The sequence below is a fragment of the Chryseobacterium sp. PvR013 genome (genome assembly GCF_017833095.1).
GTDB lineage: Bacteria > Bacteroidota > Bacteroidia > Flavobacteriales > Weeksellaceae > Chryseobacterium > Chryseobacterium culicis_A.
Genome location: NZ_JAFIBT010000001.1, coordinates 245,711 through 268,645, shown reverse-complemented (window position 1 = coordinate 268,645; position 22,935 = coordinate 245,711). Strand labels below are relative to the sequence as shown.

The 22,935-nt window shown below is 35.7% G+C and carries 21 protein-coding genes; 7 read left to right on the top strand and 14 right to left on the bottom strand.

Annotation, left to right across the window (positions count from 1 at the left end):
• Positions 1-23: 23 nt before the first annotated feature.
• The 4 genes from JOE44_RS01200 to JOE44_RS01185 all read right to left on the bottom strand — a co-directional run bounded on the left by JOE44_RS01200 (position 24) and on the right by JOE44_RS01185 (position 3,077).
• Positions 24-317, bottom strand: a complete 294-nt coding sequence (locus JOE44_RS01200) for a hypothetical protein (RefSeq protein ID WP_209783976.1) — start codon at positions 315-317, stop codon at positions 24-26.
• A 49-nt stretch (positions 318-366) separates the two neighbouring features.
• Positions 367-1,353: a D-glycerate dehydrogenase gene (locus JOE44_RS01195; protein ID WP_209783975.1), complete on the bottom strand. Its 987-nt coding sequence runs from the start codon at positions 1,351-1,353 to the stop codon at positions 367-369.
• A 324-nt stretch (positions 1,354-1,677) separates the two neighbouring features.
• Positions 1,678-2,328 (bottom strand): protein-L-isoaspartate(D-aspartate) O-methyltransferase, encoded by a 651-nt coding sequence (locus JOE44_RS01190; protein ID WP_105680636.1) that lies wholly within the window; start codon positions 2,326-2,328, stop codon positions 1,678-1,680.
• Positions 2,329-2,429: 101 nt separating this feature from the next.
• Positions 2,430-3,077: a hypothetical protein gene (locus JOE44_RS01185; RefSeq protein WP_209783974.1), complete on the bottom strand. Its 648-nt coding sequence runs from the start codon at positions 3,075-3,077 to the stop codon at positions 2,430-2,432.
• Positions 3,078-3,211: 134 nt separating this feature from the next.
• On the opposite strand from JOE44_RS01185, the gene JOE44_RS01180 reads away from it, so the two are divergent.
• The 6 genes from JOE44_RS01180 (at position 3,212) to JOE44_RS01155 (ending at position 8,942) form a co-directional block, all read left to right on the top strand.
• A complete protein-coding gene (locus JOE44_RS01180) occupies positions 3,212-4,174 on the top strand; it encodes a Gfo/Idh/MocA family oxidoreductase (RefSeq protein ID WP_209783973.1) in 963 nt (320 codons plus the stop codon).
• Positions 4,175-4,632: 458 nt separating this feature from the next.
• A complete protein-coding gene (locus JOE44_RS01175; protein WP_209783972.1) occupies positions 4,633-6,363 on the top strand; it encodes a cellulase family glycosylhydrolase in 1,731 nt (576 codons plus the stop codon).
• A 66-nt stretch (positions 6,364-6,429) separates the two neighbouring features.
• Positions 6,430-7,308: a CGA/CIA family class A beta-lactamase gene (gene bla-A / locus JOE44_RS01170; RefSeq protein ID WP_209783971.1), complete on the top strand. Its 879-nt coding sequence runs from the start codon at positions 6,430-6,432 to the stop codon at positions 7,306-7,308.
• 31 nt (positions 7,309-7,339) lie between these two features.
• Positions 7,340-7,750 carry a hypothetical protein gene (locus JOE44_RS01165; protein ID WP_209783970.1) on the top strand — a complete coding sequence of 137 codons (411 nt, stop codon included), beginning with the start codon at positions 7,340-7,342 and terminating at the stop codon, positions 7,748-7,750.
• A 10-nt stretch (positions 7,751-7,760) separates the two neighbouring features.
• Positions 7,761-8,651 carry a 3-hydroxybutyryl-CoA dehydrogenase gene (locus JOE44_RS01160; protein ID WP_185126801.1) on the top strand — a complete coding sequence of 297 codons (891 nt, stop codon included), beginning with the start codon at positions 7,761-7,763 and terminating at the stop codon, positions 8,649-8,651.
• A 51-nt stretch (positions 8,652-8,702) separates the two neighbouring features.
• Positions 8,703-8,942, top strand: coding sequence for a hypothetical protein (locus tag JOE44_RS01155; protein WP_002977986.1), 240 nt, complete (start codon positions 8,703-8,705; stop codon positions 8,940-8,942).
• Positions 8,943-8,991: 49 nt separating this feature from the next.
• On the opposite strand, the gene JOE44_RS01150 is transcribed toward JOE44_RS01155, so the two are convergent.
• The 5 genes from JOE44_RS01150 to dnaN form a co-directional block, all read right to left on the bottom strand.
• Positions 8,992-9,402 (bottom strand): META domain-containing protein, encoded by a 411-nt coding sequence (locus JOE44_RS01150; protein ID WP_209783969.1) that lies wholly within the window; start codon positions 9,400-9,402, stop codon positions 8,992-8,994.
• Between the two features lie 375 nt (positions 9,403-9,777).
• Positions 9,778-12,180 carry a phenylalanine--tRNA ligase subunit beta gene (gene pheT, locus JOE44_RS01145; RefSeq protein WP_209783968.1) on the bottom strand — a complete coding sequence of 801 codons (2,403 nt, stop codon included), beginning with the start codon at positions 12,178-12,180 and terminating at the stop codon, positions 9,778-9,780.
• 207 nt (positions 12,181-12,387) lie between these two features.
• The gene (locus tag JOE44_RS01140; RefSeq protein ID WP_209783967.1) at positions 12,388-13,005 is read right to left on the bottom strand and encodes a DUF417 family protein; all 618 of its coding nucleotides are present in this window, start codon (positions 13,003-13,005) and stop codon (positions 12,388-12,390) included.
• Between the two features lie 63 nt (positions 13,006-13,068).
• Positions 13,069-13,899: a helix-turn-helix domain-containing protein gene (locus tag JOE44_RS01135; RefSeq protein ID WP_209783966.1), complete on the bottom strand. Its 831-nt coding sequence runs from the start codon at positions 13,897-13,899 to the stop codon at positions 13,069-13,071.
• 204 nt (positions 13,900-14,103) lie between these two features.
• Complete coding sequence (gene dnaN / locus JOE44_RS01130) at positions 14,104-15,234, bottom strand: DNA polymerase III subunit beta (RefSeq protein ID WP_034699704.1); 1,131 nt, start codon at positions 15,232-15,234, stop codon at positions 14,104-14,106.
• A 184-nt stretch (positions 15,235-15,418) separates the two neighbouring features.
• Here dnaN and JOE44_RS01125 point away from each other — a divergent pair, with 184 nt between their 5' ends.
• Positions 15,419-15,775 (top strand): diacylglycerol kinase family protein, encoded by a 357-nt coding sequence (locus tag JOE44_RS01125; protein WP_209783965.1) that lies wholly within the window; start codon positions 15,419-15,421, stop codon positions 15,773-15,775.
• 148 nt (positions 15,776-15,923) lie between these two features.
• Here the strand turns inward: JOE44_RS01125 and JOE44_RS01120 are convergent, their stop codons facing one another.
• From JOE44_RS01120 to JOE44_RS01100, 5 genes are all read right to left on the bottom strand, one after another.
• Positions 15,924-16,382: a GyrI-like domain-containing protein gene (locus JOE44_RS01120; RefSeq protein ID WP_209783964.1), complete on the bottom strand. Its 459-nt coding sequence runs from the start codon at positions 16,380-16,382 to the stop codon at positions 15,924-15,926.
• Positions 16,383-16,579: 197 nt separating this feature from the next.
• Positions 16,580-16,867, bottom strand: coding sequence for a gamma-glutamylcyclotransferase family protein (locus JOE44_RS01115; protein ID WP_209783963.1), 288 nt, complete (start codon positions 16,865-16,867; stop codon positions 16,580-16,582).
• Complete coding sequence (locus tag JOE44_RS01110; protein WP_209783962.1) at positions 16,867-17,496, bottom strand: GDSL-type esterase/lipase family protein; 630 nt, start codon at positions 17,494-17,496, stop codon at positions 16,867-16,869. Before JOE44_RS01110 ends, JOE44_RS01115 begins: the two co-directional genes overlap by 1 nt.
• Before the next feature lie 1,333 nt (positions 17,497-18,829).
• Positions 18,830-19,252 carry a ribonuclease inhibitor gene (locus tag JOE44_RS01105; protein ID WP_209783961.1) on the bottom strand — a complete coding sequence of 141 codons (423 nt, stop codon included), beginning with the start codon at positions 19,250-19,252 and terminating at the stop codon, positions 18,830-18,832.
• Positions 19,230-22,925, bottom strand: a complete 3,696-nt coding sequence (locus JOE44_RS01100) for a phosphoribosylformylglycinamidine synthase (RefSeq protein ID WP_209783960.1) — start codon at positions 22,923-22,925, stop codon at positions 19,230-19,232. The genes JOE44_RS01105 and JOE44_RS01100 overlap by 23 nt, the downstream gene beginning before the upstream one ends.
• Between the last annotated feature and the right edge of the window lie 10 nt (positions 22,926-22,935).

Below are 22,935 nucleotides of genomic sequence, written 5' to 3'. Positions count from 1 at the left end.
GCTTAGTCTGTTATTATCAAATGTTAGGTTAAAACATCATCATTTTCTTCTTCATGGTCATCTTCATTATCGCTGAGACTCCAATAATTATTTTCTTCATCTTCCTCTCCTATTTCTTCCATTTTATCATCATCTTCTGCTCCGGGAATATCTAATCCTTTATCAATTTTATCATCGTCAAAATCTTCATCCAAAATAGGATTTCCGTCTCCATCGAGCGAAATGTGTTTTTCTCTCTTAAATATATCTTCGTTCGGGTTATAATCCATCTGTTCTAACCTTTTATTCTGTTCATTAATATTTTTCTCTGGTGCCATACTATTTAAGATTTTAGGTTTATATATTCAGAACAAAAATAATTCCAAGTTATGATAAATGATCAGAATAAACGTCAGGATTTGCACAATGTGGCATTTTTTCATTTTTCGAAAATGCGATGATATTTCCTGCAGCAAGTCTTGCCATCCCATTTCGGGCTTCAACCGTAGCAGATCCGATGTGCGGAAGAATACAGACACTGGAAAGTCCAAGAATAGGATCATCTGCTGACATAGGTTCCGGATTGGTAACATCCAGGCCTGCACCCCAGATTTTCTTATCAACAAGCGCCTGATACAGATCTTTTTGGTTGTGAAACCCTCCTCTGGCTGTGTTGATAAAGATCGCATTCTGTTTCATCTGTTCAAATATGGACTCATTGAATAGCTCTTTATGCTCAGGGGTAAAGTTGGCATGAACACTCAGCACATCTGATTTCTGAATCAGTTCATCAAAAGAGACATAGGTTGCGCCTAATTCCTTTTCTGCTTCTTTATTGGCGTGGCGGTTGTGATAAATAATGTTCATTCCAAAAGCTTTTTTTGACTTTTCGGCCATTTCATAACCAATACGCCCCAAACCAAAAATCCCCAGTGTTTTTCCGTACAATTCCTGTCCTAAAGCATGTAAAGGATCAAATGCTCCCCAGTTATCCTCTTTCACTTTCTGGAAATTGTAGCTTGCCCTTCTTGCCACAGCCTGCATCAGTAAAAATGCAACATCTGAAGTTGCTCTGCTCAAAACATCCGGAGTATTTCCTATCGGAATGTTCCTTTGAGTAGCTTCTTTAATGTCTACATGGTCAAATCCTACAGAATACAGAGCGATGGCTTTGATATTGGGACAGGCATCAAAAAAATTCTTATCATATCTGAAGTCTCCACCTACATTTAGGAGGGTGTCTGCATTTTTACAGTAGCTCATCCATTCTTCGTAAGAAAGATTTTCTTTTTCTGGAAAAAGTATTTCCAGTCCTGCTTCTTCCAGCATTTTAATTCCTGTTTCCGGAATTCTTTTATTGATAAAAACTTTCATTGTACTGTTGTTTAATGATTTTTAAATAAAAAAACCTCACTCGCAAAAAGTAAGGTTATTGAACTTTAATATTAAAAAAAATTATTTCTTTTCATCTGAATGTTCTATTCAAGATCTAGTGTATTTTCTGTGATGGTGATTTTATCCTGAGGGTTTTAATTCCATCAATTTTCATTCCGAAATGGAGTTAAAAAGATTTTAAATTTTGGGTAATTTTCATTAATAAAAAAAAGGATAACGTTTCGTTCCTAATGATAAGATTGGTATAGAAAAGAACTGGTGTTTGAGACCAGTGCGTCTACCAATTCCGCATGTCTGATACAATTATTGATTGGTATTACCCAGCATCGGAACAAATTTATACGCCCCAAATTCTTCTTTTTCAAATTCTGTAGGACCTACTTTAGTAAATCGGTATAAAACCTGTTCATTTGTCGGGCCTAATGGAATGACCATGATTCCTCCCACGTTCAGTTGTTTTAAAAGTTCCGTAGGTAATGTGGAAGCACCACAGGTTACGATAATTTTATCAAAGGGTGCGAAAGTAGGAAGTCCGGCAAAGCCATCTCCAAAGCTCTGGAATTTTGGAAACAGATGAAGTTCTCTGAGTTTCTTTTTAGAAAAATCAAAAAGGTCTTTCTGTCTTTCTACTGTGTAAACATGAGCTTTCATCGTCATTAGAATAGCAGTCTGGTATCCGCATCCTGTTCCGATTTCCAATACTTTTTCGCCTGGCTTTACCTTCAGCAGTTCAGACTGTTCCGCTACCGTGGAGGGATGGGAAATCGTCTGATGCGCCAGAATCGGGAAAGCCCGGTCTTCATAGGCAAAATCTTCAAAAATACTTTCGATAAAAAGGTGTCTCGGAACTTCACTCATTGCCGAAAGTACATTTTCATCCGAAATTCCAATTCTGTTTCGAAGATAATCGACTAAAATCTTTCTTTTTCCTTTATGTACAAACGAATCCTGCATTTGGCAAAAGTAAGAAATTAGAAATTAGATTTCAGAAATTGAAGCAAAGAATTATCCACAAAAATAAAGCAATCAAAAAATGACTGCTTTATTTTTATCTCTTAATTCCACTTTATCGGATAAGGTCCGTAAAAATCGCTGAAAGTATTATCAGCACATCTTTTTCTCACAAAAAAGTTATAGTTCACTGTTTTACTTAATCCTACATAAATGGCTTTTTGACCTGCAATCGCCAATTCTCCACTTGCCGGTGGCACAGAACTGGTCGTTAAGACCGTTTCATAGGCAGAAACTCCATCATTCTCCCAGGATACTGTAGCTTCAAAAATAGAAGAATTTAAAGAAGAGGTTGTTTTTGAGTACGTTGCATACCCTGATTTTATGCAAGTTGTGGTATTGCTGGCCAAAACGGTAACAGGTCCTGCCCAGTCGCTTCGTCCATTGCCTATCCCACAATTTTTTCTCACATAAAGGTCATATTTATTATCTTTATAGAGAGGGAGATTATAGGAATTCTTATAGGTAACCACTGTAGTTCCCTTTCCTAAAGAAAAACCATGTTCCCCGTATTGTATTTCATAATATCCTTCGCCCTGACTAATAAAGCTCCATGAAAGCAGGTTAGTTCCTTTTTCAAATATCAGGTTCGTTGGAGTTCCACATTTAGCCTGCGGATCATACGGGCTATCTCCTATACATCCTGCAGTACATAATCCAAAGAAGAGTAAAATCGAAATTATTCTTTTCATCGTTATTTTTCTGACCGTGAATTTACTGTAATTTCCTTAATGAATAAACGTGTTCCATCTTGAATATCTCCAAGTGAAAAGTCATGTATTTTATAAATGTACATTCACTATCTTTACAAAAATTTAATACAGCTATGTTAAAAGCAGGTTTGGTAGGTGCCGGACACTTGGGAAAGATACATTTAAAACTTCTTAATCAGTCAGATCGATATGAATTTGTAGGTTTCCATGATAAAGATGTTGAAAACGGAAAGAAATTAGAAGCCGAATTCGGATATAAATATTTTGAAAATTTTGATGAATTGCTTGAGCAGATTGACATGCTTGATATTGTGACGCCAACAGTTTATCATTATGATTATGCTTTAAAAGCCATCGAAAAAGGGCTGCATTTCTTTATTGAAAAACCGGTAACCCAGACTCTTGAACAGGCGGAAGAAATCCTTCGTCTGTGCCAGGAAAAAGGAATCAAAGCACAGGTAGGACATGTTGAAAGATACAATCCTGCTTTTATTGCCACTAAGGAATATATCAGCAATCCGATGTTTATTGAAATCCACAGGCTGGCAGAGTTTAATCCACGTGGTACGGATGTTTCTGTGGTATTGGATCTTATGATTCACGATCTTGATATTTTATTAAGTATCGCGAAATCTAAAGTGAAAAACATTCATGCAAGCGGTGTTTGTGTAGTAAGTAAAACTCCGGATATTGCCAATGCAAGAATAGAGTTCGAGAACGGATGTGTAGCGAACCTTACGACTTCCAGAATTTCTATGAAGGCGATGAGAAAAAGCAGATTCTTCCAGAAGGATGCTTATATTTCTGTTGATTTCCTTGAGAAAAAGGCTGAAGTGATCAGAATGAAGGATGCTCCTGAAAGCCCTACTCCATTTGATATGATCATTGAAAATGCAGAAGGAGAAAAGAACCAGATCCTGTTTGAATATCCGAATATCCAGACTAACAATGCTATTCTGGATGAATTAAATTCTTTCGCAGATGCTATCACAGGCGACAAAAATGTAGAGGTTTCTCTTGAAGACGGAACTGAAGCTTTGAAAGTGGCTTTAGAAATTATGAAACTGATCAGTTAAAAATATACTGTTTTCCTAAACAGTAACAGAGATAATGCTATCTTATTAATCAGAAGAAATTGGTTATGAGATAGCATTTTTAATTTCTAATCTTATCATTGTAACGCAAAGATTCCATCTTAGCTATGTATTATTTTAAGCAAGCGAAGGTTAATCGATTAATAATCGATTTGATGAAGCTGTAGTACTCATTCTGCTAATTTCTGCTTTGTGTTCTTTAAAACTTGTAATGAAATAAAAACTTTCCATCAATAATTACTGATTTATTAATAAAAAGTCCTTTTCAAAATAAAAAAACAATATATTTGAGGAATAATTCAATAAAGTATTGAAAGATTTTGTTTTACATATATGGATATCAGGCAACCTCAATAAACTGAATACAGGTTCAGCTTGTGCTGCCATCATTCATTATAATTTCTAATATTTCCCTATTATTTTAAACCATTGAAACTACTATGAAAAGAGCCATTCTATTATCCGCACTTTTATTGTCTCAATTTGGGACATCACAATTACTGAAGACTTCAGGACAAAAAATCGTTAATGATAAAGGTGAAAATATTCAATTGAAAGGTCTTGGGCTGGGCGGTTGGATGCTGCAGGAAGGATATATGCTGAAAACTGCTGATTTTGCAGGACCTCAGTATAAGATTAAAGAGAAAATCGCTGAATTAATTGGCGAAGATGGAATGAATGAGTTCTACAAAGCTTATCTTAAAAATGGAATCACCAAGCAGGATATTGACTTTTTAGCCAAAGCCGGATTCAATTCTATCAGGCTTCCGATGCATTACAATCTTTATACGCTGCCTATTGAAAAAGAACCTGCAAAAGGAAAAGATACATGGTTGGAGGAAGGTTTCAAAATGACTGATGATCTGCTTCAATGGTGTGCTGATAATAAAATTTATCTGATTTTAGATCTTCATGCTGCTCCGGGCGGACAGGGAAACGATGCCAATATTTCTGATAACGATAAGTCAAAACCATCGCTTTGGGCTAATGAGGAGAATCAGAGAAAAACGGTTGCTCTATGGAAAAGGCTGGCTGAACGATACAAGGACAGTCCCTGGATTGGAGGCTATGACTTAATTAATGAGCCTAACATCAATTTCACCGGGAAAAATCCGAATGGCACTGATGAAATGTCTAATGCTCCGCTCTGGAAACTTCAGAAGGATATTACGGCAGCCATCAGACAGGTTGATAAAAAGCATCTTATTTTCATTGAAGGAAACGGATGGGGAAACAACTATAACGGATTGCCAGCTCTATGGGACGATAATATGGCTTTCAGTTTTCATAAATACTGGAACTATAATGATGATCAGACGCTGAAATTCGCTCTGGATCTTAGGGAGAAATACAATATTCCTATCTGGCTTGGAGAAACAGGTGAGAATTCCAATGTCTGGTTTACGGAACTGATCCAGCTTTTGGGTAAGCACAACATTGGGTATGCATTCTGGCCTATGAAAAAGATTGACAATATTGCAGGAATTACCAATGTAAAAACTACTCCTGAATATGAAAAGCTATTGGATTACTGGAAAAAAGGTGGTGAAAAACCATCTAAAGAATATGCCAAAAAAGCTTTATTACAGATTGCCGACAATTATAAGCTGAACAATACGGAAATTAAAAGAGATGTGATTGATGCGATGTTCAGACAGATCACGGATGCTTCCACAAAGCCTTTCAGAAACCATCAGGCTCCGGGAAGAATTTTCGCTTCGGAATATGATTTGGGAAGAATGGGTGCTGCCTATCTTGATAAGGATTTCATTAATCTTTGGGTAAGTGATCCCGCTAAAAGATCAGAATGGAACTCCGGCCAGCAGATGAGAAATGATGGGGTGGATATTTATCAGTGTAACGACAAGGTTACCAATCAATATTACGTAGGAAAAACAGAATCCGGAGAATGGCTTCAATATACTGTTCAATCAAAAGGAGACAGAACTTATACATTGGATATCCGATATGCAGCTGCCAATGATTCTAAAATAAGAATTGAAACGGCTTCCGGAAAAGTCTTAGCTACAGTATCACTGGCATCCACTGGAGGAAATGAGAACTGGAAAACAGTTTCTGCAAAAAATATCAGCCTTCAGAAAGGGGAAAACAAAATCAGAATTTTCTTTGAAAATGATGGTGCCAATCTGAATTATTTTGAACTAAAATAGTAATAATTATCTTAAATTGCAGCTCTCTTCCGTTCTTCGGAGGAGAGCTTTTTTAATTACATTATTATGAAAAAAACAGCCTTTCTTTTTCTTCTGATTTCAGCATTCACTTTTGCTCAGACATCACTATTGGAACAAAAAATAAATTCAATTCTTAAGAACAAAAAAGCTACTGTAGCAGTTTCTGTCTTAGGTTTTGAAAACGGTTTTAAATATGATAAAAATGCAGACAAAAACCTTCCGATGCAAAGTGTATTTAAATTTCACATTGCAGCAGCAGTTCTGAATTTTGTAGATCAGGGAAAACTTTCCCTGGATCAGAAAATTAAATTGGATTCATCAAACCTGCTTGAGAACACATGGTCGCCGCTTCGTGATCAGTATGCAGGAAAGAATGCAGAAGTTCCGTTAAGTGAAGTGATTGAATATACAGTTGCCAGAAGTGATAATAACGGCTGTGATATTCTTATCAAATTATTGGGTGGAACCCAGACCGTTCAGAAGTTTATGGATTCAAAAGGGGTAAAAGGATTTCAGATCAAATATAATGAAGAAGCCATGCATAAGGACTGGAATGTTCAGTATGAGAATTACAGTACTACAAAATCTGCAGTTGATGCCCTGAAAAAACTGTATGACGGAAAATTATTATCAAAGAAATCTACAGATTATCTGATGAAAGTTCTGTGGTCTACTTCAACAGGATTAAATAAAATGGTGGAACAACTTCCGAAAAACACTCCTGTCGCAAGAAAAACGGGAGCTTCCGGGAAGAATAAAGCAGGTTTAACAGGGGCAGAAAATGAAATAGGAATCGTTACTTTACCTAATGGCAAACATTATGCATTAGCTGTATTTGTCAGTAATTCAATGGAAACCGATGCAGTGAACTGCAGGATGATTTCGGATATTTCCAGGGAGGTTTGGGAATATTTTAATAAGTAAAATTTTAAGCTTATTTTTAAAGCGATTTAACATGAAAAAAATAATAATAACAACAGCTCTATTTGCTTTCACATTCTTTTATTCGCAGAAGAATCAGAATTATTTAGAGATCAGCTACGGAAGTGTATGCTGTGGTCCTGCATCTGATAAACCTGTCTTGAGCTTTCTGAAAGAATTTAAGAATAAAAGCCAGATAAAAAGCATGGAAATCCTGATCCAAAAAGGCAGAGGCAGAGAGGGCGAATATACATTATATGTAGGCACTGATTTCCTTACCAAGAATCAAAAAAAACGACTGGTAAGAGGATTAACAGCTGCTGTTTCCAACCAGAACAACAATAAGAAAAGTCAAAGTGTCGGAAATGTTTTCTTTGATTCCACAGCTGTTGTTACACAATCTGAACTTGCAGACGTAAAAAATTTAACTATCTATAAAAAATAAAGGAAAAATGATCAAAAACATTGTAGTTATCGGAGCTGGAACCATGGGGAATGGTATTGCACATACTTTCGCACAAAGCGGTTTTAAAGTAAATCTTGTAGACGTATCCCAGGACGCTTTGGACAGAGGTTTAAAAACCATTACTACCAATCTTGACAGAATCATTGCAAAAGGAAACCTTACAGAGGAGCAAAAAGCTGAAACACTGGGTAACATTACTACTTTTACAGCATTGAACGATGCGGCAGGTTCTGCTGATCTTATTGTAGAAGCTGCTACTGAAAATCTTGATCTTAAACTGAAGATTTTTGGTCAGATGGATGAACTGGCTCCTGCCAACTGTATTCTTGCAACCAACACCTCATCTATATCTATTACAAAAATTGCTGCAGCTACCAAAAGAGCTGATAAAGTAATTGGTATGCACTTCATGAACCCGGTTCCTATTATGAAACTGGTAGAAATTATCAAAGGATATTCTACTTCCAAAGAGACTTTTGATTCTATTTATGAAATGAGCAAAACATTGGGTAAAGTTCCTGTAGAAGTGAATGATTATCCTGGTTTTGTAGCCAACAGAATTTTAATGCCTATGATCAATGAGTCTATCGAAACACTTTATAACGGTGTGGCTGGTGTAGAAGAAATTGATACGGTTATGAAATTGGGAATGGCTCATCCGATGGGTCCTCTTCAGCTTGCAGACTTTATTGGTCTTGATGTATGTCTTGCGATCCTGAATGTGATGTATGACGGTTTCAAAAATCCTAAATACGCTCCGAACCCATTGCTTGTAAATATGGTGACAGCCGGAAAATTGGGTGTAAAATCAGGAGAAGGGTTCTACGATTATTCTGAAAGCAAAAAAGCTGAAAAAGTTTCAAAAATGTTTTTGAAGTAATCTTAAATCAATAATTTTAATTATCTTTGAGAAAGTTAAAACATTAAAAAAATGAAATTACCAAAGTTTTTATTAGCAGATAATTCGGAATTTCCAGAGGATCTATTCGTGGTTCATACAGAATATCCAAGATTTATCTTAAACGTTGAGGAAGAAGAAGTTGAGTGGTTAGATGATCTTGAAGGTGATGATGAAGAAACGATGGCAGACGAGGCTACTAAAGTAGTAGAAGCAGCGTTCAAATGGTGCGACGAAGAATTGGCTAAGTACGACGAAGAAGAGGAAGATTAATAACACTCTAAACATAAAAAAGGAACTCAATTGAGTTCCTTTTGTTTTTTTATTCTGATTTTGTGAATTTCAATAGTAAAAGATTGTCTTTATACAATTCTAAAGTATTTCCGGAAATCACATATTTGTTTGCTTTTCCCATCATATCCATAAAGTTCTGCTCTACTCCGATGTTGTTGCACATCATTTTTGTAGATCCCATTTGTCCTGCAGTAAAACTTCCAGTAGACGGATCTATTGTAGCCGCTCCGAAATAGTTATTACATCCTGCATTTCCTGTGATTTTCTCTCCTTCAATGTTCAATGTTGGAACTTTACCTTTTACCGTTTCAGCCAAAGTCCATTTGGTATTGGTAAGAGCAGGCTGAGCTTTCCCTACTTTAGACGCAGACGGACTTGTCATTGATCCACAAGAAGCCAATACTGCAGCGGTACATATACTTAAAAAAAGATTTTTCATTTTTTTCTTTTTGAATTAACCCAAATTTACGGAAATTATATTATTTAAACGGGTTACCATGAATTTTATTATTCTTTAACAGTTGATATTTTGAATATTTTTCCGGGATTAATTTCAGTTATAAATGCCTTTTTTTGTTTTAATAAGTTTGGAAAATGCTATTTTCTTTTAAACACGAATAACACTAATATTTCCACTAATATCACTAATACGATTCAAGAGGAACGGGCTTTAGCCCGTTTTTACTTACAACCAATATTCAATTGGCTTTAGCCGAAACTTACTACATGAATACATTTTTTTAAACGATTAAAAACAAAAAACGGACTTTTAAAAAGTCCGTTTCTATTTATTAATGAAATATATTTTAAAATATTAAGATCTCAACTCTGCGTTGAATTCCTTCTGGAAAGCTTTAATCAGAGAATCCATTACTTCGGTAATCTCTTTTTCTTCCAGTGTCTTTTCTTCGTTTAACAGCTCAAAGCTCATAGCATAAGACTTCTTACCTTCAGGAAGATTTTTCCCTTCATACACGTCGAACAGGTTGATGCTCTTAATGAATGAAGATTTATTCTTTTTAGCAGTCTGATATAAATCCTGATAGTTTACATTTTTATCAATCAATAAAGCAAGGTCTCTTCTGATTTTGTTGAATTTCGGAATGTCTTTGAATTTCAATTCATTTTTAGAACGTAATTCCTGAGCATATTCCAGTTCAATTTCTGCATAGAAACACTCCTGATCAATATCAAAGTCTTTTAACAAAGCTGGAGCTACTTTTCCGATTCTTACCAACGTTTTACCTTCTGCCTCATATGCCAAAGCATCAGAGAATCTGTCATCAGATAGAGCAACTTCTTTGTAATCTACCGCAAGTCTTTCCAATAAAACTTTTACATACGCTTTAAGGTTATAAAAACTTACAGCAGACTTTGGCTGAAGCCAGTTTTCAGCAACATCTCTTCCGGAAACCAATAATGCCAGTTGTTTTCTTTCTTCGTATTTATCTTTTTTGTGATAAATTTTTCCTAATTCGAAGAATTTGATATCCTGATTCTTTCTGTTGATGTTATAGACTGTATTCTGAAGAAGTCCTTCCAATAAAGACTTTCTCATGAACGCCAAATCACCGCTTAAAGGATTCAATAGTTTTACCGCATCTGTTTCATCTTTTACAGAAGTCAATGAATTGTTCATTACTTCATTGAAGCCAATGCTTTGTAAAGTTCTTGCCCAGTTATTTTCCAGTTCATCCTGATCGTTAGTACTCAGCTTAACCGGCGTAAATGAAAACTTCTGTGGAGCATCAATTTTATTGTATCCGTAGATTCTTAAAATCTCTTCAATCACATCAATCTCTCTTGTCACATCTGCTCTGTAAGCAGGAACGGAGATTTCAAAACCATTAGGAATTTCATTTAATACCTGAATTTCCAACGCTTTTAAAATTTCCTTTACTTTTTCTCTATGAATTTTTGTTCCTAAGATCTGCTCAATTTTAGAGAATCTGATAATCACATAGTTATCTTCTATTTTTTTAGGATATTCTTCCAGTAACTCTCCTACTAATTTTCCTTCAGCAATTTCCTGAATCATTTTAATAGCGTGAGTGATGGCTGTTCTTGTAAGGTTCGGGTCTACTCCTCTTTCAAATCTGAAAGAAGCATCGGTATTCAAGCTGTGCGCTTTAGCTCCTTTTCTTACAGCAATCGGATTGAAGTAAGCACTTTCAAGGAATATTGTTTTTGTTGTTTCAGATACTCCTGAATTCTCACCACCAAATACTCCGGCAATGCACATTGGCTTATCTTTACCGTCTTTGATCATGATTTCAGAACCATTCAATGTTCTTTCAACACCATCTAAAGTAGTGAACTTTGTTCCCGGTTTTACCACTCCTACTTTTACTTTCTTATCTGCAATTTTATCAGCATCAAATGCGTGAAGCGGCTGTCCGTACCCGTGAAGAATATAGTTGGTAATATCTACAACATTATTGATTGGGCTAAGTCCAATTGCTTTCAGTCTGTCTTTTAACCAAGATGGAGATTCTGCAACTTTTACGTTTTCAATAACAGCTCCGATGTATCTTGGGCACAATTCAGCATCTTCAATTTCCAGTTTGAAATCATGAGTTCCCTCATTATTCAAAACTTCAGAAGCTACTTTATTGAATTGAGATTTCAATTGATTGGTAGAAAGATAGGCATGTAAATCTCTGGCAACACCATAGTGAGACATAGCATCTGTTCTGTTGGGTGTTAATCCGATTTCAAAAACCTCATCATTGGTAAGCTCAAAATAGTCAGCAAAGTTTTTCCCCACTTCATATTTGGTTTCATCAAGCACCATGATTCCTCCGTGATCTTCGCTAAGACCTAATTCATCTTCTGCACAGATCATTCCCTGAGAAACCTCTCCTCTGATTTTTGCTTCTTTAATTTCAAAAAAGTTTCCGGTTTTGTCATAGATTTTAGTTCCGACAACGGCTACAGGAACAGTTTGTCCTGCATCTACATTAGGAGCTCCGCAAACAATGTTCAACACTTTTCCGTTTCCTACGTCTACTGTTGTCTTCTTCAGTTTGTCAGCATTAGGATGTTTTTCGCAAGTCAGTACTTTACCTACAACGATTCCTTCCAGGCTGCCTCTTACACTTTCAAATTTATCTATCCCTTCAACCTCAAGACCAATATCTGTAAGGAATTCACCGATTCTTTCAGTTTTTGATTCCGTTTTTACAAAGTCCTTCAGCCAGTTGTTTGATATTTTCATTTGTTAATCTATCTACTTATTTAATTCGTCAGATGAGTTCTAAGATTTCACCTGCTCTATTTTGAAACTTTTATTTGAAATTCCACACCTTATTCCGGTATGATTTTTCGAGCTACAAATGTCGTGTTTTTTTGAGAAATAGAGAAATTTAGAAGCGATTTTAAGATAATAAATTTTCGTTAATCCTTCTGTTACGGATTCGGGAATCTATTGGGCCAACGGTCTTACGATCTTCTTCAGGCTGTCAGAAAATAATACCAGCCCTCCGGCCATCATGATAATATCTTTCAAAACCAAACGTCCTGCGCCTGACAGATAGGGAAAACCATACTGAGGAGTCGCATAATCTCCACCCAGATTGGATACATATACTTCCGGCGTTGTTATCAGGAATGATAGTGTGACGAATGACATTAAAAATGTTAAAACACCTCCAACGGCTCCTATTTTAGGAAACCAGATTCCTAACAGCACCAAAAATCCGATTATAACAATCATTGATCCCAAACCATAGGAAAAAGTATACGTTCTGTTTTCCTTATGCCAGTCGATGTTTTTCTGGATCACTTTCCCTTCGGGATTTTTATACACAGTATATTCTGCAACAAGCTTTTTATCTTCATTGAAAACTTTATGATCTGCATTTTTGTAAAAGAAACTCATCAAAGGGCTGTTGGCAACGAAAGGGACAATCCCATCCGCTTCATAATGAAATGCCTTTAAGCCTCCAATCCAGGCCATAACAATGAAAATTGAAATTCTTAGAAAATTAAAAAAGTAAGTATCCAATTGTAATAAACGGTGGTAAATACTGTTGTTCTGCATGTGATTTATTTTTTATCAAAGGTATTCACACGCTTACCGCGCCAACATAGATATTTGAGGACATTACATGGACATTTTCGCCACTACCGAGATTCCTACTTTTTCTCTGTATTTCTTTGGGGAACATCCTACCGATTTTTTGAAATACCTGCTGAAGTAAAACTCATCTGCAAAGCCAAGTTCCGAAGCAATTTCTTTGACAGACCTGTAGGTTAAATGCAACAGTTTTTTAGATTCAAGAATAATTCTTTCATTAATAAGCTGAGTAGGTGTTTTGGTAAACTCCTTCTTTACCGCTTTACTTAATGTATTATTGGTAATGCTCAGTTTGTCACTGTAAAAAGAAAGTTCTTTTTCATTTTTAAAATGGGTTTCCAACAGTTTCTGAAATTCTGCAGCATTTTTATTAGGCAGCTTATCATGAGAAACCGTAGTGTTTTCCATACTGCTTTTCTGTTTACTTCCAATAGCAAGGATAAGCTGGATATAGGTTTTAATAATAGATTCCGAGAACGGATGTTTTTCAGATTCTTCTTTTTCAATATGATTAAATAGCTCAAGAATATAATGATAGTTTTTCTCTGACAATTCAATGCCAGGGTTCAGATAAATATTATTGAAAAGCAATCCGTTGCATGCCACCTCTTCTTTATGATATTCTATGCAGTAATAATCACCATGAAAGAAAAGCATATGAACAGTCTCATCAGATTCCGAAGCCAGTTTAACCTTCTGGTAAGGGGAAAGAAACAGAATATTATATCCGCTGTAAGAATAGTTGATATCATCTACAGAAAAAACACCAGCTCCTTTCCACAGAATGACACTGTAGTTTTCCGTAGTCAATTCTGAGGGAAAATCTGAGGTATGATAAGACTGTATTTTTATTTCCATGATGAGCAATTTTAAACACTAATGACACTAATGACCCCGCAAATAACACGATCCGTATGGTTTTCATTTGTGATTTTTGTGAAAAAATTTGTGTAATTCGTATTTTAAACAAAAAACATATTTTCTATTCTTTCAGGAATTAAAAATATTACATAAAAACAAAAGCCGGAAAATTCCGGCTTTCTATTATTTGTTATCTTAAGATTACAATCCGATTACCGGCATTGATAACATTAAGATATTTTCATTTTCTTCAAGACCGTCAAGAGGTTCGATGATCCCTGGTCTGTTAGGTTGAGACATTTTCATGGTAATATCATCAGATCCTAAGATCGTCAGCATTTCAGTTAAGAATTTAGAACTGAACCCGATATTGATATCTTCTCCGTTGTAATCGCAAGGAATCTGCATGTCTGCTTTGTTTGCATATTCAGTATCTTCTGCATGAAGGTGAAGAATATTTCCGGAAAGCTTGAATCTTACCTGGTTGGTAGATTTATTAGACATGATAGATGCTCTTTTGATCGCTCCTAGTAATAAGTTTCTGTTGATTGTCAATACATTTGGATTTTCTTTTGGAATTACCGCTGTATAGTTAGGATATTTTCCGTCAATCAGTCTACAGATCCAGATATGCTTACCAAAAGTAAACTTAGCCATATTCTCATTGAAGTCGATGGTAACGTCTTCATTGGAACTAGCCAGGATATTTTTGAAAATGTTAAGAGGCTTTTTAGGCATGATAAACTCCATCGGTTCGGCATTCATCAGATCTGCTCTTTTGTACACCACCAATCTGTGGGAGTCTGTAGAAACGAAATTGGTTTCATTTTCTCCAAACTGGAAAAGAACTCCTGTCATTACCGGACGAAGAGAGTCGTTACTTGTAGCGAATAGTGTGTTTGTCAAAGCTTCAGACAACACTCCTGCCGGCATCGTTACGCTTTGTGAAGCGTCAAATTCTGGCAATTCAGGATAGTCATCAGCATTGTCTAATGCTACTGCGAAATTATCTTTTTCATCTAAAATCTCAAGCTGGCTTCCCGTTCCTTCCGCATTGTCTTTTACAACAAATGTCAAAGGCTGTTCACCATATGTCTTGATAAAATCCTGAAAAATTTTAGCAGGAACAGCAAATTTACCTGTATCATCAGACTTTACTTCCAGAGAAGTAACAAGAGTTGTCTCGCCGTCAGATGCTGTAATGGTAACATTATTTCCGTCTAATTCAAAAAGATAGTTTTCTAAAATCGGTCTCGATTGAGAGCTTGATATTACGCCACTTACAGTTTGCAACGCCTTCTGCAGTTCACCACTTGAAATAATAAATTTCATAGATTTATAAAATAAGTTTCTACAAATATAATAAATAGATACAACAAAGAAAAGAATAATATAGAGGAGTTTTTCACAAAGATCCTTAATTTGTTTTGAGCCTTGACATTATGCTTGTATTTCTTCGGAGATTCATTTTTTAATCAAAATACAAAGACTATCTTTGTCTGAAAAGTTCAAAATCATGCAAAAACCTCCTATCCATAAAAGTTTTCTCAATGCTTTCAGGGGTATTTTTCTGATGATTAAAACGGAAAGAAATTTCCAGATCGAGCTTCTGGTATTTTTTGTGAATTTCTTTTTTATTTTTTATTTCAGACTGAATAATACAGATGCTGCATTGGTTTTCATCGCTTCATTTGCTGTTTTAAGTGCCGAAATTTTCAATACAGCCATTGAAAAGATCTGTGATATCATTCAGCCTGATTTCGACAAAAGAATCGGCTTTATTAAAGATATTTCCGCTGGAGCTGTAATGCTGACAGCCATTGCATCCGTGATTGTCGGAGTTTTGGTGTACTGGAAATATGTTTTTGGATAAAGAAATCTGAAACATTGCTTGCAAATACTTAAGTTATGTGTTTGACCACCCCGTCAAAAATTCTTTGAATTTTTGCCACCCCTCCGAAGGATGGGAATGTCACATCTTCAGTTCAAACAATTGTAAAGGCAAGAGATTTTTCTGCGTTTTAATTCACAGCAATTAAGATATCAACTTCTGCATCTGAAGGATTTTGTGCTTTTTCTCCATAGATTTCAAAATCGGCTGTAAATATTCTTCCTAAATCCATTTGCCAGATTTCCATCCATTCATTGATAACAAGATCTTTTGACAGATCTCCTTTTGCTGTAAATTTCACATATGCTCCACCATCAAAAGAATAGCCTACCATTCCTTCCGGAATAGGGTCAAGATTTTCTACTTTACACCCAATAACTGTGGTATAAGGCCTGGTATGGTCTTTTTCGTAATCCGTATAAATGGAATAAATGGTATCATCTATTTTATTCGGAATTGCATTGAGAATATCCTCGCTTATCATTTTTTCCCATAATACCGGAATATCCTTTCCGGCCTGTCCATTCTCATTAGTGGTTCTTACTGAAATACCGATTACCTTAAAAGGTTCTACTTGTATGTTATTCATTTCTTGATTTTTGTTGTAGCACAAATATAAGGACAGGTTGTGACAAGGGTATGTCAGGAGGTTTTTAAAGTTTTGGCTAAAGCCAATGGATTTATGTTTTTTTTAGAATGAGTGGGCTAAAGCCCACCCCTATTGAATGCCTTTGTAAATTAAAAATAATGTTTATTATTGAGATTGCTTCGCTTTGCTCGCAATGACTATTTCCCGACATAAATAAACCCACTTTTTCCGGATTTAAAAACAGTTTCTATCCTTTTATAATCATCCACTTCGTATTCATCTGCCTGAAGAATTTCCGCTTCTGTCACTTCAAAAAGTACTCCTTCTACCTGATCGCTTTTTCGCAGTACTTCCGGATCTGTAATTTCAAGCATATTTAATCTGTAGCCGGATAAAATATCTTTTTCACCTTGTAAAAGTCTTCCAAAGGTTTCCATTTGAACCTTTTCTTTCTGCAGGGTTCCGTAAGAAAATAAATGGGGCATTATAAATGTTTTTCAATGATTGGGATTGCGATTTCAGCCATCATTCCATAGCCTTTTTCATTAGGATGTACACCGTCTGATGAAAGCAGGATCTCTTTATCATCCAGAAAGGCGGAATAAAAATCAATATACGTCAAAGAGTCTTCGGCTGCAATATTTTTCAGAATCTGATTATAAGCAACGACATCTTCATTGATTCTTTTTTTACCAGAACTCACCACAACTCCATCTATTTTTTGAGAGAAAGGGAGAATGCTTACAAGATAAATCTCATTGGAGAATTGTCTGGCATGTTCAACAGCTTTTTTAATATTGCTTCTAAATTTTTCAGGATTTACCATCTGTATTCCCTCCTTCACAGCCAGATCATTGGCTCCGTAGCTTAGAAAAACAATATTTCCATCAGGGGAATTTCTTGCGGCTAATTCGTGAGGAATCCTTTTCAGTAAGCCTTCCGTAGTTTCTCCTCCTATTCCGAGATTGAACAGGATGAGTTCATCTCCATTTCCTTCATGAAATTGCTGCAACGCGTATCTTTTCAGGATATCTACCCAACCGCCAAAAACACCATCATATTCCCCATAGGTAATGCTGTCACCGAAGAACAGCCCGTAAATAATTTTCTTCATTCCACTTTTATTGTTTCCTGTTTTTTGTTGAAGTAAAAATAGTAAGAAAAATGATTAATGTCTTTTAGCTTGCATAGTTTTTAACGCAAAAGGCTCTAAGTGTTTATATTAATTTTATTGTTTTCGTTCACAAAGGCGTTTCACTCGGCAATAGACAAACTGATGCTCTAGCTGAAAGAAGTGATTTAAACCGTTAAGATTTTTGAAGAGGTGAAGAATAATTAAGGCAACAGCTAAAGCTATTATGAAGCAAAATTCTTTATTCATCAGCAATGAATCTTAACTTGTCTTAAAAACTTTACTATTCTTAATGGTTAAATATTTATTCTGTTTTTTAACGCAAAGATTTTATTGTTATTATGTTGATTCCAGGAAGCAAAGAAAGAATCAACAAGTTGATTTATGAAGCTGATTTAACACTCTAATTATAAAATTATTGAACCATTAAGATTTCATAAGGAATGAAGAATTATTAAGATAAAAGCTAAAGCTATTATGAAGCAAAATTCTTTATTCATCAGCGATGAATCTTAACTTGTCTTAAAAACTTTACTGTTCTTAATGGTTAAATATTTATTCTGTTTTTTAACGCAAAGATTTTATTGTTATTATGTTGATTCCAGGAAGCAAAGAAAGAATCAACAAGTTGATTTATGAAGCTGATTTAACACTCTAATTATAAAATTATTGAACCATTAAGATTTCATAAGGAATGAAGAATTATTAAGATAAAAGCTAAAGCTATTATGAAGCAAAATTCTTTATTCATCAGCGATGAATCTTAACTTGTCTTAAAAACTTTACTGTTCTTAATGGTTAAATATTTATTCTGTTTTTTAACGCAAAGATTTTATTGTTATTATGTTGATTCCAGGAAGCAAAGAGAGAATCAACAAGTTGATTTTATGAAGCTGATGTAACACTCTAATTATAAAACTATTGAACCATTAAGATTTCATAAAGAATTATGAATTATGAATGTAATAGTTAAAGCTCTTATTAAGCAGACTGCTTTATTCATCGTTGATGAATCTTAACTTATCTTAAAATCTTTACTGTTCTTAATGGTTAAATATTTATTCTGTTTTTTAACGCAAAGATTTTATTGTTATTATGTTGATTCCAGGAAGCAAAGAGAGAATCAACAAGTTGATTTTATGAAGCTGATGTAACACTCTAATTATAAAACTATTGAACCATTAAGATTTCATAAAGAATTATGAATTATGAATGTAATAGTTAAAGCTCTTATTAAGCAGACTGCTTTATTCATCGTTGATGAATCTTAACTTATCTTAAAATCTTTACTGTTCTTAATGGTTTAAGATTCTCATTACTCATCATCCAACCTCAACGTAATATTGGTATGTGATTCTATAATTTCCACTAAAATTTCAAAAAGGCTCTGTCCTTTTCCTTTGACCAAATCATCTAATTTCTGCTGAATCAATTCTGTGTTGAAAGGTTTCCCCTGTCTGATTTTATTTTCGTAGAATTCACGGGTGGCAGTAAAACCTAAGTCTTCTTTTGATTTCTGTGATTCTTTCCAGATAATTTCAATTTCTTCTTTATTTTCAAATACTCCGAAACCACCGTATAGAATATCATCGAAGCCATCCAGCGTTCCTACTTTCCAATCCACATCTTTCATCAGAACATTGGAAACTTCTTCATAGAAACCTCTTAAAGACGAAAAATGACCGCCATGGATGACGATCATTTTTCTTGTATTATTATTTGAAGTATTCAACTCCATTTTTGAATATGTTGTGATAATTCGCGGTAGGTATATTTTTCATGAGACCTTCTGCAAATCGTTCCGGGTGACCCATTCTTCCGTAGATTTTTCCACATGGGCTGGTAACTCCTTCAATTCCGAATAATGAGTTATTCGGGTTGAACGGCATTCCGTGAGCGATGTTTCCATCAAAGTCTATATATTGGGTTGCAATCTGCCCATTTTCATACAGCTTTTTGATCTCTTCTTCTGAAGCCATGAAACGTCCTTCCCCGTGAGAAATCGGAATAGTGAAGGTCTGACCTTTCATTCCTTTTAACCAAGGGCTTTCATCATTCACTACCTGTACAGTTACCATCTGAGAGATGTGTCTTCTGATCGCATTGTGAGCTAATGTCGGAGAGTTTTCATCCAGATCTTTGATTCTTCCGTAAGGCAGCAATCCTGACTTCACAAGTGCCTGGAATCCGTTACAGATCCCGATGATCATTCCATCTCTGTCTAATAATTCGTGTACTGCATTTTTCATTTTCTCGTTTTTCAGAACGTTAACAATGAATTTTGCAGAACCATCCGGCTCGTCACCTGCGGAGAAACCTCCTGAGAATGCCAGAATCTGAGAAGTTCTGATCTCTTCAACCCAAGCATCAATGCTTTCATCCAATAACTGGTGGTTGATATTGATCAAAGGCAAGCTGCTTACTATGGCACCTTCTTTCTGGAATGCGTTCAGTGTGTCATACTCACAGTTGGTTCCCGGGAATACCGGAGCAAAAACTTTCGGCTGTGCAATTCCGTGTTTTTTAATGATAATATTTCTTGGGTGGATTGAATTTGATTTTTCATCAATTTCAACCGTGATCTTTTCTTTTTCTACCGTTGGGAAAAGGTTTTCGAATGTATTGGTATTAGCAGAGACAAGATCTGTGATATTGGATTCAAGACCGTTGATTTTTACAATCCCTGAATCTTTTACTTCCCCGATCAACTGAAGAGCAGCCGAGCTTAATTCTTCTTTTGCTTCAATGATTAAGCTACCGATATTTTTAGCTAATAAAACGTTTTCATCTGCAGTGATCTCAGCACCTAATCTGTTTCCGAAGCTCATTTTTGCTAAAGCTACTGCAAGACCTCCTTCTTTCACTGTTTTCACAGAAACAATTTTTCCTGCTTTGATGTTTTCAAAAATGAATTCAAAAACTTCTTTTAAAGCATTATAGTTTGGAAGTCCGCTTTCCTGAGCGATATGGTTGAAGAAATACAGCTTATTTCCTGCATTTTTCAATTCAGGAGAGATGATATTTTCTTTATCTCCGTTGGCACATGCAAAAGAAATCAGGGTTGGTGGTACATTCAGATCCTGATATGTTCCACTCATGGAATCTTTACCTCCGATAGCAGCAAGACCTAAATTGATCTGAGCGTCATAAGCTCCTAAAAGTGAAGCTAAAGGTTTTCCCCATTTCTCTGGATTCTGCCCTAATTTTTCGAAGTATTCCTGGAAGCTTAGTCTGATGTTTTTGTAATCACCTCCCATGGCAACAATCTTCGCAACACTTTCTACTACAGCATATGATGACCCTAATAGTGAGTTTTGCTTTGAAATTTCTGCATCAAATCCCCAGCTTGCCAAAGAAACAGTTTTAATATCTTTTGCTCCTAAAATCGGTAGTGTCTGTACACTTCCTTCCATCAGGGTTTGTTGGTATTTTCCACCTAAAGGCATGGCTACTGTAGTTGCTCCAATGGAAGAGTCAAACATTTCCAATAGCCCTTTTTGGGAAGCTACATTTTTATCTTTTAAGATGTTCAGGAAGTTTTCTGCGTTGAAAGCTTTCGTTTCTTCTTTTACGTCTTCAAGGTGAGTGATTTTCACTTCCTGAGATTTTGAACATCCGTTGGTATCTAAGAAAGCTCTTGAAAGGTCTACAATTTTGTCTCCTTTCCAGAACATCTGCATTCTTCCGGAATCTGTCACTTTTGCCACTTCTACGGCAACAATGTTTTCAGCTTCACAGAATCTGATGAATTTTTCTTTATCCTGAGGATCTACAACTACCGCCATTCTTTCCTGAGATTCAGAAATAGCCAGTTCGGTTCCGTTCAATCCTTCATATTTCAATGGTAATACATCAAGGTTCACTTCTAAAGAGTCTGCAATTTCACCGATCGCTACAGAAACACCTCCTGCTCCGAAGTCGTTTGACTTTTTGATCAGCTTCGTTACTTCAGGATTTCTGAACAGTCTCTGAATTTTACGCTCTTCTACAGCATTTCCTTTCTGAACTTCAGAACTCATGGTGTGGATTGAAGTCTCGTCCTGCTCTTTTGAGCTTCCACTTGCTCCTCCTACTCCGTCACGACCTGTTGCTCCTCCTAAGATAATGATTGAATCACCATTTTCAGGCTTCTCACGTCTTACCCAGTCTACAGGAACAGCTCCGGTAACGAAACCTACTTCCATTCTTTTTGCCTTATAACCTTCGTCATAGATTTCAGAAACCATTGTGGTAGCAAGACCAATCTGGTTACCATAAGATGAATATCCGTTGGCAGCCTGTTTTGTAATCGTTTTCTGAGGTAATTTTCCTGGTAATGTTTGGTCTACTGATTCTAAAACGTCTGCAGCCCCTGTTAATCTCATCGCCTGGAAAACGAAAGATCTTCCGGATAATGGATCTCTGATGGCTCCTCCCAAACACGTTGATGCTCCACCAAATGGTTCAATTTCTGTAGGGTGATTGTGTGTTTCGTTTTTGAATAATAAATACCAGGGTTCTTTTTTACCATCATATTCAGCTTCGATCTGGATGGTACATGCATTGATCTCATCAGAAATGACAAGATTATCCAGATTTCCTGTTTTATGGAAATATTTACCGCATACTGTTGCCAGATCCATTAGGGAAATTGGCTTCAGCTCACGGCCTAAGAATTTTCTTTTTTCAATATAATCATTGAAGATCGTTTCCAATGTGTGTTTGAACTGACCATCAAACTGAATATCTGACAATTCTGTTTCAAAAGTCGTGTGACGACAGTGGTCACTCCAATAGGTGTCTAATACTTTAAGTTCTGTTTCCGTAGGATTTCTCTCTTCGGTCTTGAAATATTCCTGAATGAATTTCAGGTCATCCAATCCTAATGCAAAACCATGATTGTTATAGAAACTCTCCAGTTCAGCATCATTGAAATTGATGAAATTTTCGTGGATGATCACTTTTGACGGGGTTTCATCTGCAGGAATATCCAAAATAGATAAGTCTTTTTCCTGAGATTCTACTTTGTTGATCAAAAGATCCTTGATTTTAACCAAATCAACTTCAGAAACTCCTTCAAATTCGATTAATTTTCCACTTCTTACTTTTGATTTTTCATTTTCTGTCAGCAAAGCGATACACTGCTGTGCAGAATCTGCTCTCTGATCATATTGTCCTGGCAAAAACTCCATTCCGAAATGAATAGCTTTTGCAGGGTTTTCTGTATGTAAAATATCAGTAACAGGGTCTACGAAAGTGTTGTTCACCACTTTTTCAAATTCTCCGTCATTCAAATTGAAAATATCATATACATTGTATACTTTCACGCTTTGAACTGCCGGAACCACCGCTTTTACTTCATCAAAAATTTTTGGACTTTCAACATCGAAAATTCCTCTTTTTTCTACGAAAATTCTTTTGTTATTAGACATTAGATGTCAG